At 54.1% G+C, this 15579-nt stretch carries 12 protein-coding genes; 6 read left to right on the top strand and 6 right to left on the bottom strand.

What is annotated here, in order from left to right; translation table 11 throughout:
* Window positions 1–6 precede the first annotated feature (6 nt).
* The 3 genes from hcp to aqpZ all read right to left on the bottom strand — a co-directional run bounded on the left by hcp (window position 7) and on the right by aqpZ (window position 3525).
* Entirely contained in the window at window positions 7–1659 is a 1653-nt protein-coding gene (gene hcp / locus MUU47_RS19640) for a hydroxylamine reductase (RefSeq protein WP_258989837.1), read from the bottom strand.
* A 145-nt stretch (window positions 1660–1804) separates the two neighbouring features.
* Window positions 1805–2704 carry a LysO family transporter gene (locus MUU47_RS19635; RefSeq protein WP_258989836.1) on the bottom strand — a complete coding sequence of 300 codons (900 nt, stop codon included), beginning with the start codon at window positions 2702–2704 and terminating at the stop codon, window positions 1805–1807.
* A gap of 125 nt (window positions 2705–2829) precedes the next feature.
* Window positions 2830–3525 (bottom strand): aquaporin Z, encoded by a 696-nt coding sequence (gene aqpZ, locus MUU47_RS19630; protein WP_258989835.1) that lies wholly within the window; start codon window positions 3523–3525, stop codon window positions 2830–2832.
* 400 nt (window positions 3526–3925) lie between these two features.
* Between aqpZ and MUU47_RS19625 the strand changes: the two genes are divergently transcribed.
* On the top strand, window positions 3926–5584 hold the full coding sequence (locus MUU47_RS19625) for an ATP-dependent endonuclease (protein WP_258989833.1): 1659 nt from the start codon (window positions 3926–3928) through the stop codon (window positions 5582–5584).
* On the opposite strand, the gene MUU47_RS19620 is transcribed toward MUU47_RS19625, so the two are convergent.
* Window positions 5581–6537: a VirK/YbjX family protein gene (locus MUU47_RS19620; protein WP_258989832.1), complete on the bottom strand. Its 957-nt coding sequence runs from the start codon at window positions 6535–6537 to the stop codon at window positions 5581–5583. The genes MUU47_RS19625 and MUU47_RS19620 overlap by 4 nt on opposite strands.
* 149 nt (window positions 6538–6686) lie before the next feature.
* On the opposite strand from MUU47_RS19620, the gene macA reads away from it, so the two are divergent.
* Both macA and macB read left to right on the top strand, forming a co-directional pair.
* Entirely contained in the window at window positions 6687–7802 is a 1116-nt protein-coding gene (gene macA, locus MUU47_RS19615; protein ID WP_258989831.1) for a macrolide transporter subunit MacA, read from the top strand.
* Window positions 7799–9742 (top strand): macrolide ABC transporter ATP-binding protein/permease MacB, encoded by a 1944-nt coding sequence (gene macB / locus MUU47_RS19610; protein WP_258989829.1) that lies wholly within the window; start codon window positions 7799–7801, stop codon window positions 9740–9742. The genes macA and macB overlap by 4 nt, the downstream gene beginning before the upstream one ends.
* Window positions 9743–9811: 69 nt before the next feature.
* Here the strand turns inward: macB and cspD are convergent, their stop codons facing one another.
* A complete protein-coding gene (gene cspD / locus MUU47_RS19605) occupies window positions 9812–10039 on the bottom strand; it encodes a cold shock-like protein CspD (protein WP_159773376.1) in 228 nt (75 codons plus the stop codon).
* A gap of 460 nt (window positions 10040–10499) precedes the next feature.
* Here cspD and clpS point away from each other — a divergent pair, with 460 nt between their 5' ends.
* The 3 genes from clpS (at window position 10500) to MUU47_RS19590 (ending at window position 14100) form a co-directional block, all read left to right on the top strand.
* On the top strand, window positions 10500–10820 hold the full coding sequence (clpS, locus tag MUU47_RS19600; protein ID WP_159753810.1) for an ATP-dependent Clp protease adapter ClpS: 321 nt from the start codon (window positions 10500–10502) through the stop codon (window positions 10818–10820).
* 30 nt (window positions 10821–10850) lie between these two features.
* Window positions 10851–13127, top strand: a complete 2277-nt coding sequence (gene clpA / locus MUU47_RS19595; protein WP_159773374.1) for an ATP-dependent Clp protease ATP-binding subunit ClpA — start codon at window positions 10851–10853, stop codon at window positions 13125–13127.
* A 532-nt stretch (window positions 13128–13659) separates the two neighbouring features.
* Window positions 13660–14100, top strand: coding sequence for a hypothetical protein (locus MUU47_RS19590; protein WP_258989827.1), 441 nt, complete (start codon window positions 13660–13662; stop codon window positions 14098–14100).
* Between the two features lie 246 nt (window positions 14101–14346).
* Here MUU47_RS19590 and MUU47_RS19585 read toward each other — a convergent pair whose 3' ends face one another.
* The gene (locus MUU47_RS19585) at window positions 14347–15117 is read right to left on the bottom strand and encodes a bestrophin-like domain (RefSeq protein WP_258989826.1); all 771 of its coding nucleotides are present in this window, start codon (window positions 15115–15117) and stop codon (window positions 14347–14349) included.
* Window positions 15118–15579 lie beyond the last annotated feature (462 nt).

Below are 15579 nucleotides of genomic sequence, written 5' to 3'. Positions count from 1 at the left end.
TGCTCCTTATGCGCCCAGCATCTGCTGTAAATCCTGCTCGACGGTGGTAATGGCGCGCAGGCCAAATTTCTCGTTCAGGATGGCCAGCAAATCGGGGGTCAGGAAGCCCGGCGCGGTCGGCCCGGTGACGATGTTTTTCACGCCGAGGGAGAGCAGCGTCAGCAGAATGACGATCGCTTTCTGCTCAAACCATGAGAGCACCAGTGACAGCGGCAGGTCGTTCACGCCGCAGCCGAGTTTTTCCGCCAGCGTGACCGCCAAAATGATTGCCGAGTAGGCGTCGTTACACTGTCCGGCATCCACCAGACGCGGCAGGCCTTCAATGTCACCGAAATCCAGTTTGTTGAAACGGTATTTACCGCAGGCGAGGGTCATTACCAGGCAGTCGTCCGGCACGCTGGTGGCGAAATCAGTAAAGTAGCTGCGCTCGGAGCGCTCGCCATCGCATCCGCCGACGAGGAAGATATGGCGCAGTTTTTCACGGCTGACCAGGTCGATCAGCGTATCCGCCGCGCCGAGCAGGGTCTGACGGCCGAAACCGACGGTTATCAGGTGTTCAATTTCGTCGTACGGGAACCCAGCCAGCTGCTGGGCCTGTTCGATAACCGGCGTGAAATCGTCGCCTTCGAGATGGCTGACGTTCGGCCAGCCAACGATGCTGCGCGTCCAGATGCGCTGGTCATAATCCCCGACCGTTGGGTCGATAATGCAGTTGGAGGTCATCAACACCGGTCCAGGGAAACGGGCAAATTCCACCTGCTGATTCTGCCAGCCGCTGCCGTAGTTCCCGACCAGATGCTTGAATTTACGCAGTTCCGGATAACCGTGCGCGGGCAGCATTTCGCCGTGGGTATAGACATTCACGCCGGTCCCTTCGGTTTGCAGCAGCAGGTTGTACAGGTCTTTCAGGTCGTGGCCGGAAATCAGAATCGCTTTGCCCGCCACCGTTTTCACGTTGACCTGCGTTGGGGTCGGATGACCATAGGCATTGGTTTCACCGGCGTCGAGAATGCGCATCACCTTAAAGTTCATCAGGCCGATTTCCATCGAACATTCCAGCAAGGCGTTCAGGTCCGCAGGCCAGGTACCGAGCCAGGCCATGATTTTATGGTATTGCGCATAGATGTCGTTGTCGTACTGACCAAGCACATGGGCGTGTTCCATGTACGCCGCTGCGCCTTTCAGACCGTACAGACACAGCAGGCGCAGGCCGAGAATGTTGTCGCCGATGGCGGCTTTGTCTTTATTTGGGGTGAACATTTCGGCCTGGCGCTGTAAATCACCGAGGTCGTCGCTGACCAGCTGTAAACCGGCCATCGGGTTATCAACGGCGGCGCTGGCGTCTTTCGCCAGACACTGTGCTTTGAGCACCTCGCGCAGGGCGATGGCTTTACGTGCATAGCCGACGATGCGTGGGGAATCGAAATTCACATTGGTCAGCGTTGAGAAAAAGGCGCGCGGGGCGAAGCTGTCGACCTCATGGCTGATGAGGCCGAACTCGCGGGCTTTGACCGCCCAGGCAGAAAGCCCTTGCAGTGTGGCGATCAGCAAATCCTGAAGGTCAGAGGTTTGCGCAGTTTTACCGCACATTCCCTGAGCATAAGCGCAGCCGTTACCGGCCGGGGTACGAATGGTTTGTTCACATTGCACACAGAACATAATTACACCTTTATAAGTTATATTATAAATACATGTTTAAGGGTAAGCCTGTGCGAAAGCGCTGAAAAGGGATATGTCGGGCAACTTACAGGGAGATTGATTTAACGCAATTTTGGCGGCAGCGAACGCTACCGCCTTGGGGGTATTACGCGGAGAAAAGCGCCATCAGCAGCGGAACCAGCAGGCTCAGAATAAAGCCGTGAACGATAGCCGCAGGTACAATTTCCAGGCCGCCGGAGCGTTGTAATACCGGCAGCGTAAAGTCCATCGACGTCGCGCCGCACAGCCCGAGCGCCGTCGAACGGTGTCGTAATACCAGGCCGGGAATAAGCATAATGGCGATAAGCTCGCGCGCCAGGTCGTTAAAGAAGGCGGCGCTGCCAATGACCGGGCCGTATGATTCGGTCAGCAGAATGCCGGACAGCGAATACCAGCCGAAGCCCGACGCCATTGCCAGACCGGTTTTTATCGGCAGGCCAAGAATAAGGGCATTAATCACGCCGCCTGCCAGTGAACTCAGGACCACCACCACCGCGACCATCATTCCCCGGCGATTAAGTACAATCTGCTTAAGAGTCATTCCATTATTGCGAAGCTGAATGCCAATCAGGAATAAAAGGAAGATCAGGGTATATTCGCTGGCTTCAGTGGCGTGATGCAAAATGGGCCACCCGGTGAGACCCAAGAGAAAGCCCAGTAATACCACGCCGCACAGCTGTAATGATTCCATTGCCATTGCAATACGTGAGGGCAATTTTTCCTGTTGATGGTTGTGGCGCCAGGGAAGGGTGCGTTCGAGCCACAGCAGGGCAATAATATTGCACAGCAGAATAACCACAATGCTGACGGCAGAATAATGAAATATGGCAAGCAGATTACTGGCCAGATTATCCAGAAACGCCAGGCTGATGCCCATGAAATAGAGAATAACGTAAACAATCCAGCTCAGCAGACGATTAATCCACTGCAGGGCATGACGATGGCGCAGGGGGATGAGGTAACCCGCCACCAGCGGCACAAAAATAATAAGCAATCCCGAAAACATGAACGGCACGGTCCTTTTGTGTGTAAAAAGCGCACCTGACACTACCGAAAGAGCGGGAGGGAGTAAAGCTGCCAAAAAAAGAAAAGGCCCGGCAATGCCGGGCCTTCAGGGAACGCAGTCGCGAATTAGTCGCGTTTTTCCAGCAGGGTGCGGTACAGCACGCCGCCGAGGATACCGCCGATGATTGGCATTACCCAGAACAGCCACAGCTGCTGCAGTGCCCAACCACCCTGGAAGATAGCAACCGCGGTGCTACGCGCCGGGTTAACAGAGGTGTTGGTTACCGGGATGCTGATCAGGTGGATCAGGGTCAGTGCCAGGCCGATAGCGATTGGCGCAAAACCAGCCGGTGCACGTTTATCCGTTGCACCATGAATCACCAGCAGGAAGCCACAGGTCAGGACGATTTCAATCACGATAGCGGACAGCATGGAATAGCCACCCGGTGAATGTTCGCCATAACCGTTAGAGGCGAAACCACTTGCCGCCGCGTCAAAGCCGGTTTTACCGCTGGCAACCAGATAAAGCACCGCTGCTGCAATAATGCCGCCAATAACCTGAGCAATGATATAGCCCAGAATATCTTTAGTCGGGAAACGACCGCCAGCCCACAGACCTAAAGTGACTGCCGGGTTGAAGTGACCACCAGAAATATGGCCCACAGCATAGGCCATCGTCAGTACGGTTAAACCAAATGCCAGCGCAACGCCCGCGAAACCAATACCTAATTCCGGGAAACCTGCCGCCAGCACGGCGCTACCGCAACCACCAAATACAAGCCAGAATGTACCAAAGCATTCTGCAGCCAGTTTTCTAAACATAACCACCTCAAAAAAAATAACAGTGACGGTGTCAGTTATTCCTGCACCGGACATTATTTATCGCCACAAGGGGAAGACGACATAATTAAAGAACCGTTATTTTAAGAACTAACGCTACCCCTTAACCAGTTAAATAAAGCCGCTAATATTGATTTAAGTTAATGTCTGGTCATTCCTTGTACGTGGTTGAGTTGATTTGAGTATAGTTTAATTTTCGCCATGTGAATCTCGTTTATAATTAAATTTATTGCGATCCATTATTAATTGTGGGGTTATTTGTTTCGTAGCGAAAAAGTCACGGACATTTTTTGTCATAACATTACTTTTCTCCGGCTATCACCACGCAAGCCCTGCCGCTATACTGCTGTTAACGAAAGGGAAGTTTTCAGGCGGAGGGCGTATGCTTCTCGAAAGAGTGGAGATTGTGGGCTTTCGGGGTATCAACCGGTTGTCGTTGATGCTGGAACAGAACAACGTATTAATCGGTGAGAACGCCTGGGGTAAATCCAGCCTGCTGGATGCGCTGACCTTATTGTTATCGCCAGAGTCTGAGCTTTATCACTTCGTCCGCGACGATTTCTGGTTTCCTCCTGGGGACGTTCAGGGACGCGAACACCATCTGCATATTATTCTGACGTTCCGCGAGTTGGAGCCTGGTCGCCATCGCGTGCGGCGCTATCGCCCGCTGGAGCCGTGTTGGGTGCCTTCGCACGATGGCTATCAGCGCATTCACTATCGCCTCGAAGGCGAGCTGGCGGAAGACGACACGGTGATGACCCTGCGCAGCTTTATCGATGGGGATGGGCACGCGCTGCCGCTGCACGATATTGACGCCCGGGCAGGGCATCTGGTGCGGCTGATGCCGGTGCTGCGTCTACGTGATGCCCGATTTATGCGCAGGATTCGTAACGGTACGGTGCCCAATGTGCCAGACGTCGAAATTACCGCCCGACAGCTCGATTTTCTCTCCCGTGAACTGGTGAGCAGCCCGCAAAATTTGTCTGATGGGCAGATTCGCCAGGGGCTGTCGGCGATGGTGCAATTACTGGAACATTACTTTTCCGAGCAGGGCACCACCGATTCACGTCACCGACTGATGCGCCGCCGCTCCCACGACGAACAACGCAGCTGGCGCTACCTCGACATTATCAACCGGATGATCGACAAGCCGGGCGGGCGCAGCCATCGGGTGATTCTGCTGGGGCTGTTTTCCACGTTACTCCAGGCCAAAGGCACGGTGCGGCTCGATAAAGACGCGCGACCGCTACTGCTGGTGGAAGATCCTGAAACGCGGCTGCATCCGATCATGCTGTCGGTGGCATGGAATCTGCTGAACCTGTTACCGCTCCAGCGTATTACGACCACCAACTCCGGTGAATTACTGTCGATGACGCCGGTGGAGCACGTCTGCCGTCTGGTGCGTGAATCCTCGCGCGTCGCCACCTGGCGTCTTGGGCCGGATGGCCTGAGCGCGGAAGACGGTCGGCGCATCGCGTTTCACATCCGTTTTAATCGCGCCTCGTCTCTCTTTTCGCGCTGCTGGCTGCTGGTTGAAGGCGAAACGGAAACCTGGGTTATCAACGAACTGGCGCGCCAGTGTGGGCACCACTTTGATGCCGAAGGGATTAAAGTGATTGAATTCGCGCAGTCAGGCCTCAAACCACTGATTAAATTTGCCCGGCGGATGGGTATTGAATGGCACGTGTTAGTCGACGGCGACGAAGCGGGGAAGAAATATGCGGCCACGGTGCGCGGCTTGCTGAATAACGACCGGGAGCTTGAGCGGCATCATCTCACTACGCTTCCGGCGCTGGATATGGAACACTTCATGTACCGTCAGGGGTTTGACGACGTGTATCACCGGGTAGCGCAAATTCCGGACGGCGTGCCGATGAATATGCGGCGGGTGATAATCAAAGCGATTCACCGCTCATCAAAACCGGATTTGGCGATAGAAGTGGCAATGGAAGCCGGGCGGCGGGGTGTCGAAGCCGTCCCGAGCCTGCTGCGCAAGATGTTTTCCCGCGTGCTGTGGCTGGCACGCGGGCGGGCAGATTAACGCTGGCACACTCCGGCGGTCTGCATCTGCAGGCCGTCGAGCAATTCATAGCGACGGCGGTATTCCGAACGCTTCTTGCTGGCAATCTCTTCCATCGGCTTACGTGGCATCGTTAGCGGCAGCAAATAATCGCCGTTATCGTCTACATTACCGCCGAGCGACTCCCAGAAGCTGTTGTAATCCGCATGCAGCTTGTCCTGCTTTTTCCGACGATAGCGCACGCTGCGATAGATGTGCGTTTCGTTGCTCACCGCGCGAATCACCTCCGCGTTCATTTTCTGGCTAAGGGTCATCGCGACTTCGACTAGCAGGCGTTTTGGGAACAGGCCGTTACACGATTTGGTTGCGGCCTGAATCAGCTCGTGCGGCACGTGTGATTTCGCACCCTGCATTCCACCAATATACAGCGTCCGCTTGCCGTCAAATGGGCATAGCGTAAAGGTTAATTCTGCCAGCACGGTATTTTCTGCATCGGTAAACACCAGTGTGGCTTCACCTTCTTTATCGAGAAACGCGTCCGAAAGCAGACGGATATTGAACGTCTTTTCGTCGCGCCCGGTGAGGGTGGCAAGTGTCACGCCCCGTCGGCTGAGCCAGGCATTCATCACCTGAACCGGCAGATGCTGAGCCATTATCTGATAATGAGCCATCAGCGCCGAGGTGGCATTCTGGCGCGACATGTTCATCGACAGCCACGGACGGTGCAAACGACACGGCAGGCCCGGCTGGACGTGCAGCATATCCAGCAATTGCGGTTGTTGTGCAAGACGTGACAGCAACGCGGCCGTGCTGAATGGCGTAGCCAAAGAACGCAGCATAAACTTGCGGCGATAGGCCGGATTTTTCCAGGCCAGACCCGGCATCAGTTGGCCACTACTCAACAGCCTGAACAGCTGCCAGCCAGTTTTTGGGTTCAGTTGCTCTGAATAAGAAAGTTCTGCGTTGAGTGACATACGGGACACCTTGCCGGAGTGAAAAGTCGAATTTATCAATACGTTTATCAACGCAGAGGCAACGGCCTGGTCGTAGCCAGAAAAGAGAGGTTTCGTTGAGGAAATGTTTAGATACAATCAACGGCAGAAGATAAACACGTAGGATTTTTATGAAGCTGAAGGGAAAGGGCAAAAAAATTCACCTGGTGCTCGCCGTCGTGCTGCTGCTGGCGGGGTTCTGGTTATGGCGGACGCTGAATGCGCCGTTGCCGAGCTATCAAACGCTGATTGTCCGTAAGGGTGACCTGCAACAGAGCGTGCTGGCAACCGGTAAGCTCGACGCGGTGCGTAAAGTTGACGTCGGCGCGCAGGTCAGCGGGCAGTTGAAAACGCTGTCAGTCGCGATTGGCGACAAGGTGAAGAAAGATCAGCTATTAGGGGTAATCGACCCTGAGCAGGCGCAAAACCAAATCAAAGAGGTGGAAGCGACGCTGATGGAGCTGCGCGCGCAGCGCTTGCAGGCGCTGGCTGAACGTAAGCTGGCTCAGGTGACCTACGCCCGTAACCAGCAACTGGCCAAAACAAAGCTTATTTCGCAGCAGGATTTGGATACCACCGCAACGGACGTGGCGGTAAAAGAGGCGCAGATTGGCACCATTGATGCGCAAATCAAGCGCAATCAGGCGACCCTGGACACCGCCAAAACCAACCTCGACTACACCCGCATTTTGGCGCCAATGGCGGGCGAAGTGACGCAAATCACTACGCTGCAAGGCCAGACTGTGATCGCGGCCCAGCAGGCACCCAATATTCTGACCCTGGCCGATCTGCGCACCATGCTGGTGAAAGCCCAGGTGTCCGAGGCCGATGTGATTCATCTCAAACCGGGCCAGAAGGCCTGGTTTACGGTGCTGGGCGATCCGCTAACCCGATACGAAGGTACGCTGAAAGACATTCTGCCGACTCCGGAAAAGGTCAATGACGCCATTTTCTATTACGCGCGTTTTGAAGTGCCAAACCCGAAAGGCGTGCTGCGTCTGGAAATGACTGCCCAGGTGCATATCCAACTTTCAGGCGTGACTAATGTGTTGAGTATTCCGCTTTCCGCGCTGGGCGATGCGACGGGCGACAACCGTTACAACGTACGCCTGCTGCGTAATGGCGAAGTCAAAGAGCGGGAAATCACCCTGGGTTCGCGGAATGACACCGATGTGGAAGTGGTGAAAGGCCTGGAAGAGGGCGATGAAGTCATTACTGGCGAGGGCAAACCTGGGGCGACGAAATGACGGCGCTGCTGGAGCTCAGCCATATTCGTCGCAGTTATCCTTCCGGCGACCAGAGCGTTGAGGTCCTGAAAGGGATTACGCTCAGCATTCATGCGGGTGAAATGGTGGCGATCGTCGGCGCATCCGGCTCCGGTAAATCGACGCTGATGAACATTCTCGGCTGCCTCGATAAGCCGAGCAGCGGCACCTATCGCGTGGCGGGCACGGACGTCGCGACGCTCGACGGCGATGCGCTGGCGCGGCTGCGTCGTGAACATTTTGGCTTTATCTTCCAGCGATATCATTTACTGTCGCACCTGACGGCGGTGCAAAACGTGGAGGTGCCCGCGGTGTACGCGGGCACCGAACGCAAACGGCGGCTTGAGCGGGCGCAGCAACTGTTGCAGCGTCTGGGGCTGGGCGATCGCGTTGATTATCAGCCCTCGCAGCTTTCCGGCGGCCAGCAGCAGCGCGTGAGTATCGCCCGCGCGCTGATGAACGGCGGGCAGGTGATTCTGGCCGATGAACCGACCGGGGCACTCGACAGCCATTCCGGCGAAGAGGTGATGGCGATTCTGCATCAGCTCAAATCCCAGGGGCATACGGTGATTATTGTCACCCACGACCCGACGGTGGCGGCGCAGGCTGAGCGCATCATCGAAATTCGCGACGGCGAAATCATTAGCGATCCGCCGGCAAAAATAGCGCTTTCAGGTGCGTCAACCGTCGCGTCAGCCGGTGAGCTTTCCGGCTGGCGACAGTTCATCAGCGGCTTTCGCGAGGCGCTGGCCATGGCATGGCGGGCGTTAGCGGCCAATAAAATGCGTACCCTGTTAACGATGCTCGGGATCATTATCGGCATCACCTCGGTAGTGTCGATTGTGGTTGTGGGTGATGCCGCCAAGCAAATGGTGCTGGCGGATATCCGCGCCATCGGTACCAACACCATTGATGTTTACCCCGGCAAAGATTTTGGTGATGACGATCCGCAATATCAGCAGGCGCTGAAATATGACGATCTGCTGGCAATCCAGAAGCAATCCTGGGTCAGTTCTGCCACGCCTGCGGTGTCGAAAAGCCTGCGTTTACGGGTGGGCAATACCGACGTTTCGGCCAGCGTAGAAGGCGTGGGCGCGCAGTATTTTAACGTTTACGGCATGACCTTCAGCGAAGGGAATACCTTCAATGACGTGCAGCTGAACGGCCGGGCGCAGGTGGTGGTGCTTGACGGTAATACCCGTCGCCAGCTGTTTCCGAATAAAGCCAATGTGGTGGGTGAAATCATTCTGGTGGGCAATATGCCTGCCACCATTATTGGCGTGGCGGATGAAAAGCAGGGGATGTTTGGCAGCAGTAAAATTCTCCGTGTCTGGCTGCCGTACACCACGATGGCCGGGCGGGTGATCGGCCAGTCGTGGCTGAATTCGATAACGGTCCGCGTGAACGAAGGCTATGACAGCACGCTGGCCGACCTGCAGCTTACGCGCTTACTGAATCTGCGCCATGGGAAGAAAGATTTCTTCACCTGGAACATGGACAGCATCTTGAAAACGGCTGAGCGGACCACACATACACTACAGTTGTTCTTAACGCTGGTGGCGATAATTTCGCTGGTGGTGGGCGGCATCGGAGTGATGAATATCATGCTGGTGTCGGTGACGGAACGCACCCGTGAAATAGGGATCCGCATGGCGGTGGGGGCGCGGGCCAGTGATGTCCTGCAACAGTTTTTGATTGAAGCAGTACTGGTGTGTCTGGTGGGTGGCGCGTTGGGCGTCAGTTTATCGCTGATTATCGCCTTTACCTTGCAGCTGTTTTTGCCCGACTGGGGTATCGGTTTCTCCCCGTTGGCACTCCTTATGGCGTTTATCTGTTCTACCCTGACCGGCGTGCTGTTTGGCTGGTTACCGGCGCGAAATGCAGCCCGGCTTGATCCGGTGGATGCTCTGGCGCGGGAATAGCGGGTATAAAAAATGCCAGTCACACAGACTGGCATTTTGAGGGCAGCATGTACACAATGGAGCTAAAGGCTACGCAACCGCGGCGATTTCAGCTTCGACCGGAACGATGACGCTGGCGTGATTGCCTTTTGGCCCCTGGTGGACATCAAACCGAACGGCTTGTCCGGCTTTTAACGTTCTGTAGCCATCCATCTGGATGGTAGAGTAATGCGCGAAGATATCTTCGCCGCCGCCTTCAGGGCAGATAAAACCGAACCCTTTTGCATTGTTGAACCACTTAACAGTACCCATTTCCATACATCGACATCCTTCGAGAATCTTATATTCAGATGGAAAGAACCGGTGGTGAAATCGGCAGGCTGTTCAAAACCTCGCCAACTCTCGCCTGTACAATTTAGATAAATCAGGCATCGCGTCAAGCGGCAGATAGCGAAGTTCGGTGAAAAATGCACCAAAATTTGAAGCAGTTAACGCTATTGCAAGGAATGTGACAAAAGTCGCGTTTAGCAGGAATGGCGAATGGCAGTAATAGAGGATAGTTATCTACGCTTTACTGTATACCCGTCATACTTCAAGCTGCATTTTCGTTGGCGGCGTCCGCTCACCCCAGTCACATAGTTATCTATGCTCCTGGGGATTTACGGACTTGCCGCCTCAATGCACCTCGAATTATTGGGGTATAGATTCAAATAAACTCGCTCTGGGAAGCCGACGGGATGTTTCCTGCCGGAGCGGCAACCAAAGATGAACACTGACAATGGGTAAGACGCGTGATTGGCTGGATTTTGACCAGCTTGCAGAAGACAAAGTACGCGACGCGCTACAGCCGCCGTCGATGTATAAAGTGATATTGCTCAATGATGATTACACGCCAATGGAGTTTGTTATTGACGTGTTACAGAAATTCTTTTCTTATGATGTAGAACGTGCAACGCAACTGATGCTCGCCGTTCACTATCAGGGGAAAGCGATTTGCGGCGTGTTTACCGCCGAAGTCGCCGAAACCAAAGTTGCGATGGTGAACACGTACGCTAAGGAAAACGAACATCCGTTGTTGTGTACGCTGGAACAGGCCTGATTTCAGGCATTCAAATTGGGGGAGGTGCCTATGCTCAATCAAGAACTGGAACTCAGTTTAAATATGGCTTTCGCCAGAGCGCGCGAGCACCGTCATGAGTTTATGACCGTCGAGCATCTGTTGCTGGCTCTGCTCAGCAACCCATCTGCCCGCGAAGCGCTGGAAGCCTGCTCCGTGGATCTGGTGGCGCTGCGTCAGGAACTCGAAGCCTTCATCGAACAGACCACGCCGGTACTGCCAGCCAGCGAAGAAGAGCGCGACACTCAGCCGACGCTCAGCTTCCAGCGCGTATTACAGCGTGCCGTATTCCACGTTCAATCGTCCGGCCGTAGCGAAGTCACCGGTGCGAATGTGCTGGTCGCGATCTTCAGCGAGCAGGAGTCCCAGGCGGCCTATCTGCTGCGCAAACATGAAGTGAGCCGTCTCGATGTGGTGAACTTCATCTCCCACGGCACCCGTAAAGACGAGCCGAGCCAGTCTTCCGATTCCGGAAGCCAACCGAACACTGAAGAGCAAGCAGGCGGGGAGGATCGTATGGAAAACTTCACCACCAATTTAAATCAGCTTGCTCGCGTAGGCGGCATTGACCCGCTGATTGGCCGCGATAAAGAGCTGGAGCGCGCCATACAGGTTCTGTGCCGTCGACGTAAAAATAACCCGCTGCTGGTCGGTGAGTCCGGCGTCGGTAAAACCGCGATTGCGGAAGGTCTTGCCTGGCGCATTGTGCAGGGCGACGTGCCGGAAGTGATTGCCGATTGCACCCTTTACTCGCTGGATATTGGCTCGCTGCTGGCGGGCACCAAATATCGCGGCGATTTTGAAAAACGCTTTAAAGCGCTGCTCAAACAGCTGGAGCAGGATACCAACAGCATCCTGTTTATCGACGAGATCCACACCATTATCGGTGCGGGTGCGGCGTCCGGCGGCCAGGTTGATGCGGCGAACCTGATTAAACCGCTGCTTTCCAGCGGCAAAATTCGGGTGATTGGTTCCACGACATATCAGGAATTCAGCAACATTTTCGAAAAAGACCGTGCGCTGGCACGTCGCTTCCAGAAAATTGATATCACTGAGCCGTCGGTTGAAGAAACCGTTCAAATCATTAACGGCCTGAAGCCGAAGTACGAAGCGCACCACGACGTGCGGTATACCGCGAAAGCGGTGCGTGCGGCGGTGGAACTGGCGGTGAAATACATTAACGATCGTCATTTGCCGGATAAAGCGATTGATGTGATCGACGAAGCGGGCGCGCGTGCGCGTCTGATGCCGATCAGCAAGCGCAAGAAAACGATCAACGTTGCGGATATTGAAACCGTGGTGGCCAGAATCGCGCGTATCCCTGAGAAGAGCGTTTCTCAGAGCGACCGCGACACGCTGAAGAACCTCGGCGATCGCCTGAAAATGCTGGTCTTTGGTCAGGATAAAGCCATTGAGGCCTTAACCGAAGCCATCAAGATGAGCCGTGCAGGACTGGGCCAGGATCACAAACCGGTTGGTTCGTTCCTGTTCGCGGGGCCAACCGGGGTCGGTAAAACCGAAGTGACCGTTCAGCTGTCGAAGGCTCTCGGCATTGAGCTGCTGCGTTTCGATATGTCGGAATACATGGAACGCCACACGGTGAGCCGCCTGATTGGTGCGCCTCCGGGCTACGTGGGCTTTGATCAGGGCGGTCTGCTGACGGACGCGGTCATCAAGCATCCACACGCGGTACTGCTGCTGGATGAAATCGAAAAAGCGCACCCGGATGTCTTTAACCTGCTGTTGCAGGTGATGGACAACGGCACGCTGACCGATAATAACGGCCGCAAAGCAGACTTCCGCAATGTCGTGCTGGTGATGACCACCAACGCCGGGGTACGTGAAACTGAGCGTAAATCTATCGGCCTGATCCATCAGGATAACAGCACCGATGCGATGGAAGAGATCAAAAAAATCTTCACGCCAGAATTCCGTAACCGTCTGGACAACATCATCTGGTTCGATCACCTGTCAACGGATGTTATCCATCAGGTCGTCGATAAGTTCATTGTTGAACTGCAGGTGCAGCTGGATCAGAAAGGCGTGTCGCTGGAAGTGAGTCAGGAAGCCCGCAACTGGCTGGCGGAAAAAGGCTACGACCGTGCAATGGGGGCGCGTCCAATGGTGCGTGTGATTCAGGACAACCTGAAGAAACCGCTCGCCAACGAACTGCTGTTTGGCTCGCTGGTGGATGGCGGCCAGGTCACCGTGGCGCTCGATACTGACGCCAACGCGTTGACCTATGACTTCCAGGCGGCGCAGAAACGTAAACCGGAAGCAGCGCACTAGCCGTCGGTGTGATAACTGAAATGACGAAACCGGGCGTAAGCCCGGTTTTTTTACGTCCGAAGCGTGTTGCTGAGACGTTACCCAACGCGACCTTGCCGAGCCTACGATTTAAGGAGTGATTTTGTAGGCCTGATAAGCGTCAGCGCCATCGGGCAACAAATACATGGGGAAACCGAATAGCCCAAAAGCGTGTTTTTTATTCCCTAAGCGAAATTTTGCGAGCATCTTTCCAGAATTTTAATGTGGATCTTGCTGGATATACAAACAGTGATAGCGTGGCGATGCACCTGCAAAATCAGGTGTCGGGATTGGCGTCCTGAACCACGTGAAAGAAACGACAGAGTTTTCTTGTTGGTTTTGTTCACCTTTTTTATCTGCTGCGGATATACTCCGTGAGTTCATAATAATGGTGGGCTGAACTGGAGCTTCTTCGGAAGCGCCGATTTTTTCGCGTGGTCGGTACGCCAACCGGTTCAGTCCACCACCCATTTGGCGTGGGTAGCTAATCTGCAATTATTAAGGACAATAACTGATGGAAAATACACGCGAAATTATCCCCCAGCTTTACAGCGAACTCACCGTCGGGCATCCCGATAGTATCGATCTTGCCGAGCGCTGCGAGCTGCTGGCACAAATTCTTCTCGACTGCAGAACCGTAGAGCAATATCAGCCGGTTTGTCGCTGCCTGATTGCCTACCTTGATGCCCTGAGGCTGGCATTCGATGAGATACTAAGCGATCTGCGCATTATTGAACTGACCGTGGATGAGATGCTGCCGAAGGAGACAAACTGGTTGTTCGGTGATTCCGATACGCAGTATGAATATTGCCGGGTGACGGCTTATTCGCTGCTGCAAGCGGAAGATGAAGCAGAGGCGGCAACAATCGCCGGGCTGCTGCACGATCTCGTCTGCTATATGTGCGACGAACTCAAAGCCCCGCGTTTTGTTTCCGCACAGCCGCTAACCGCTTAACCTCGCATTCACGCCGGGACAGGTTACCGGCGCGCGACCTCGAATTTTACTTCCACTTGTGACCGTTTTTCATCCCCGACCCTACAAACCCTTTTTGTTGCGTGCTTTATAACCCGTTGATTTTGTATGTATTTATAAATAAGACAGAAAAAGGATATTTAACGGAAAAATTTCTTTTCTTAAGAGTAAACAATAGGCTATCCAGCAGTTCCTCCCGCATCACTTTAATTACCTCAGAAACAAACGTTACGTCTTCGCTTCAGGAGGCAGTGACTCGGCGAGGGCTATCAGGTTCTGTGCCTGAATGCGAATGATCCCGCCGCGTGGACTGTCGATATCGGCAATTAAGGCAAACGCAAACGACAGCACCACCGGCAGCAACCACGGGAAGGTCGCTTTCTTCTGCGTACAGTTACGAAACTCAATCATTCCCACACAAAACATCGCCAACACAAACAGCAGCAGCCAGGCTGAACGCGGGATGCGGTTCCACCACGCCGCCTGGGTGTAGCCGGTTGTGTTGAACACATCGTTCATGCCGCTGGTCATTATCGCCATCACCGGCGTTGGCGATGCTCTGGCCTGTTGGCTGACTATCAGCCACAGCTTATCCTGCAACAGTGAAGTGTCGCGGTTAATCTTCTCAAGCTCGGTCTGACTGCGGGTGTGGTAAAAAAATATGCGCTGGTCGAGATATTGCCGCAGCAGAATCTTAGCCGCAGCAGCGCGGTCGTCAGGCAGTAAATCGAGACGCAGCCACTCGGTGCCAATAGCATTCGCCTCTTCTTCCTCATAATTTTTGCGCATGTCATAGCGGCTGGACGCCATCGAAAAGGTAAAGCCGATGATCAGCGCCAGAATGCTCAACACAGTCCCCAATAACAGGGCGTAATTATCGGTGTCCGTTTCTTTATCGTGATAACGGTGATAGAGCAGGCGTGAAATACGGCTGGCTATCCAGAACAACACCAGGCAAACAACAAAAACCAGCGCCGGATAATCGGAAAGACGAGGCATAGTGAGCCCGTGATGCAATAGAGATAGGTATCTGTAATAACAGTCGCTTTCGGGAAAGATAGCAAGTCAGACCGTAAATAAATCCTCAAGATTTTTCATCACTCCTTTCGCTCTTAACGCTTTATTTGCTTCAACGTTACACGCTAAAAATGCCCCCAGAGTTAAGGGTAAAAAAAGAGTGGGGCAGCATGGGAAAATGTATTAAAGCAGGTGAGAAAATCAACGCGACGGTGTCATTTCCTGAACTGGTCTTTGACCTGATTTATGTTTTGCGGTCACTCAGATCTCGCATTATTTACTGTATCACTTAACCTTTGCGGGTACTGTCCTCGCGCTGTACAACATCAAGTCTGGTCTGTACCGGTGGTGATCAGCGCGCTTATCGCAGCGATATTGATTGTAGTGGCGGTATGGGAGGGGGTTTGTAGGCCGGAAGCCATGCATAAGGCGCAATAGCGGCCA

It is taken from the genome of Scandinavium hiltneri, assembly GCF_024764835.1.
Taxonomy (GTDB): domain Bacteria; phylum Pseudomonadota; class Gammaproteobacteria; order Enterobacterales; family Enterobacteriaceae; genus Scandinavium; species Scandinavium hiltneri.
The sequence above is the reverse complement of the archived record's forward strand: the minus strand, read 5'-3'. Positions and strand labels throughout refer to the sequence as shown.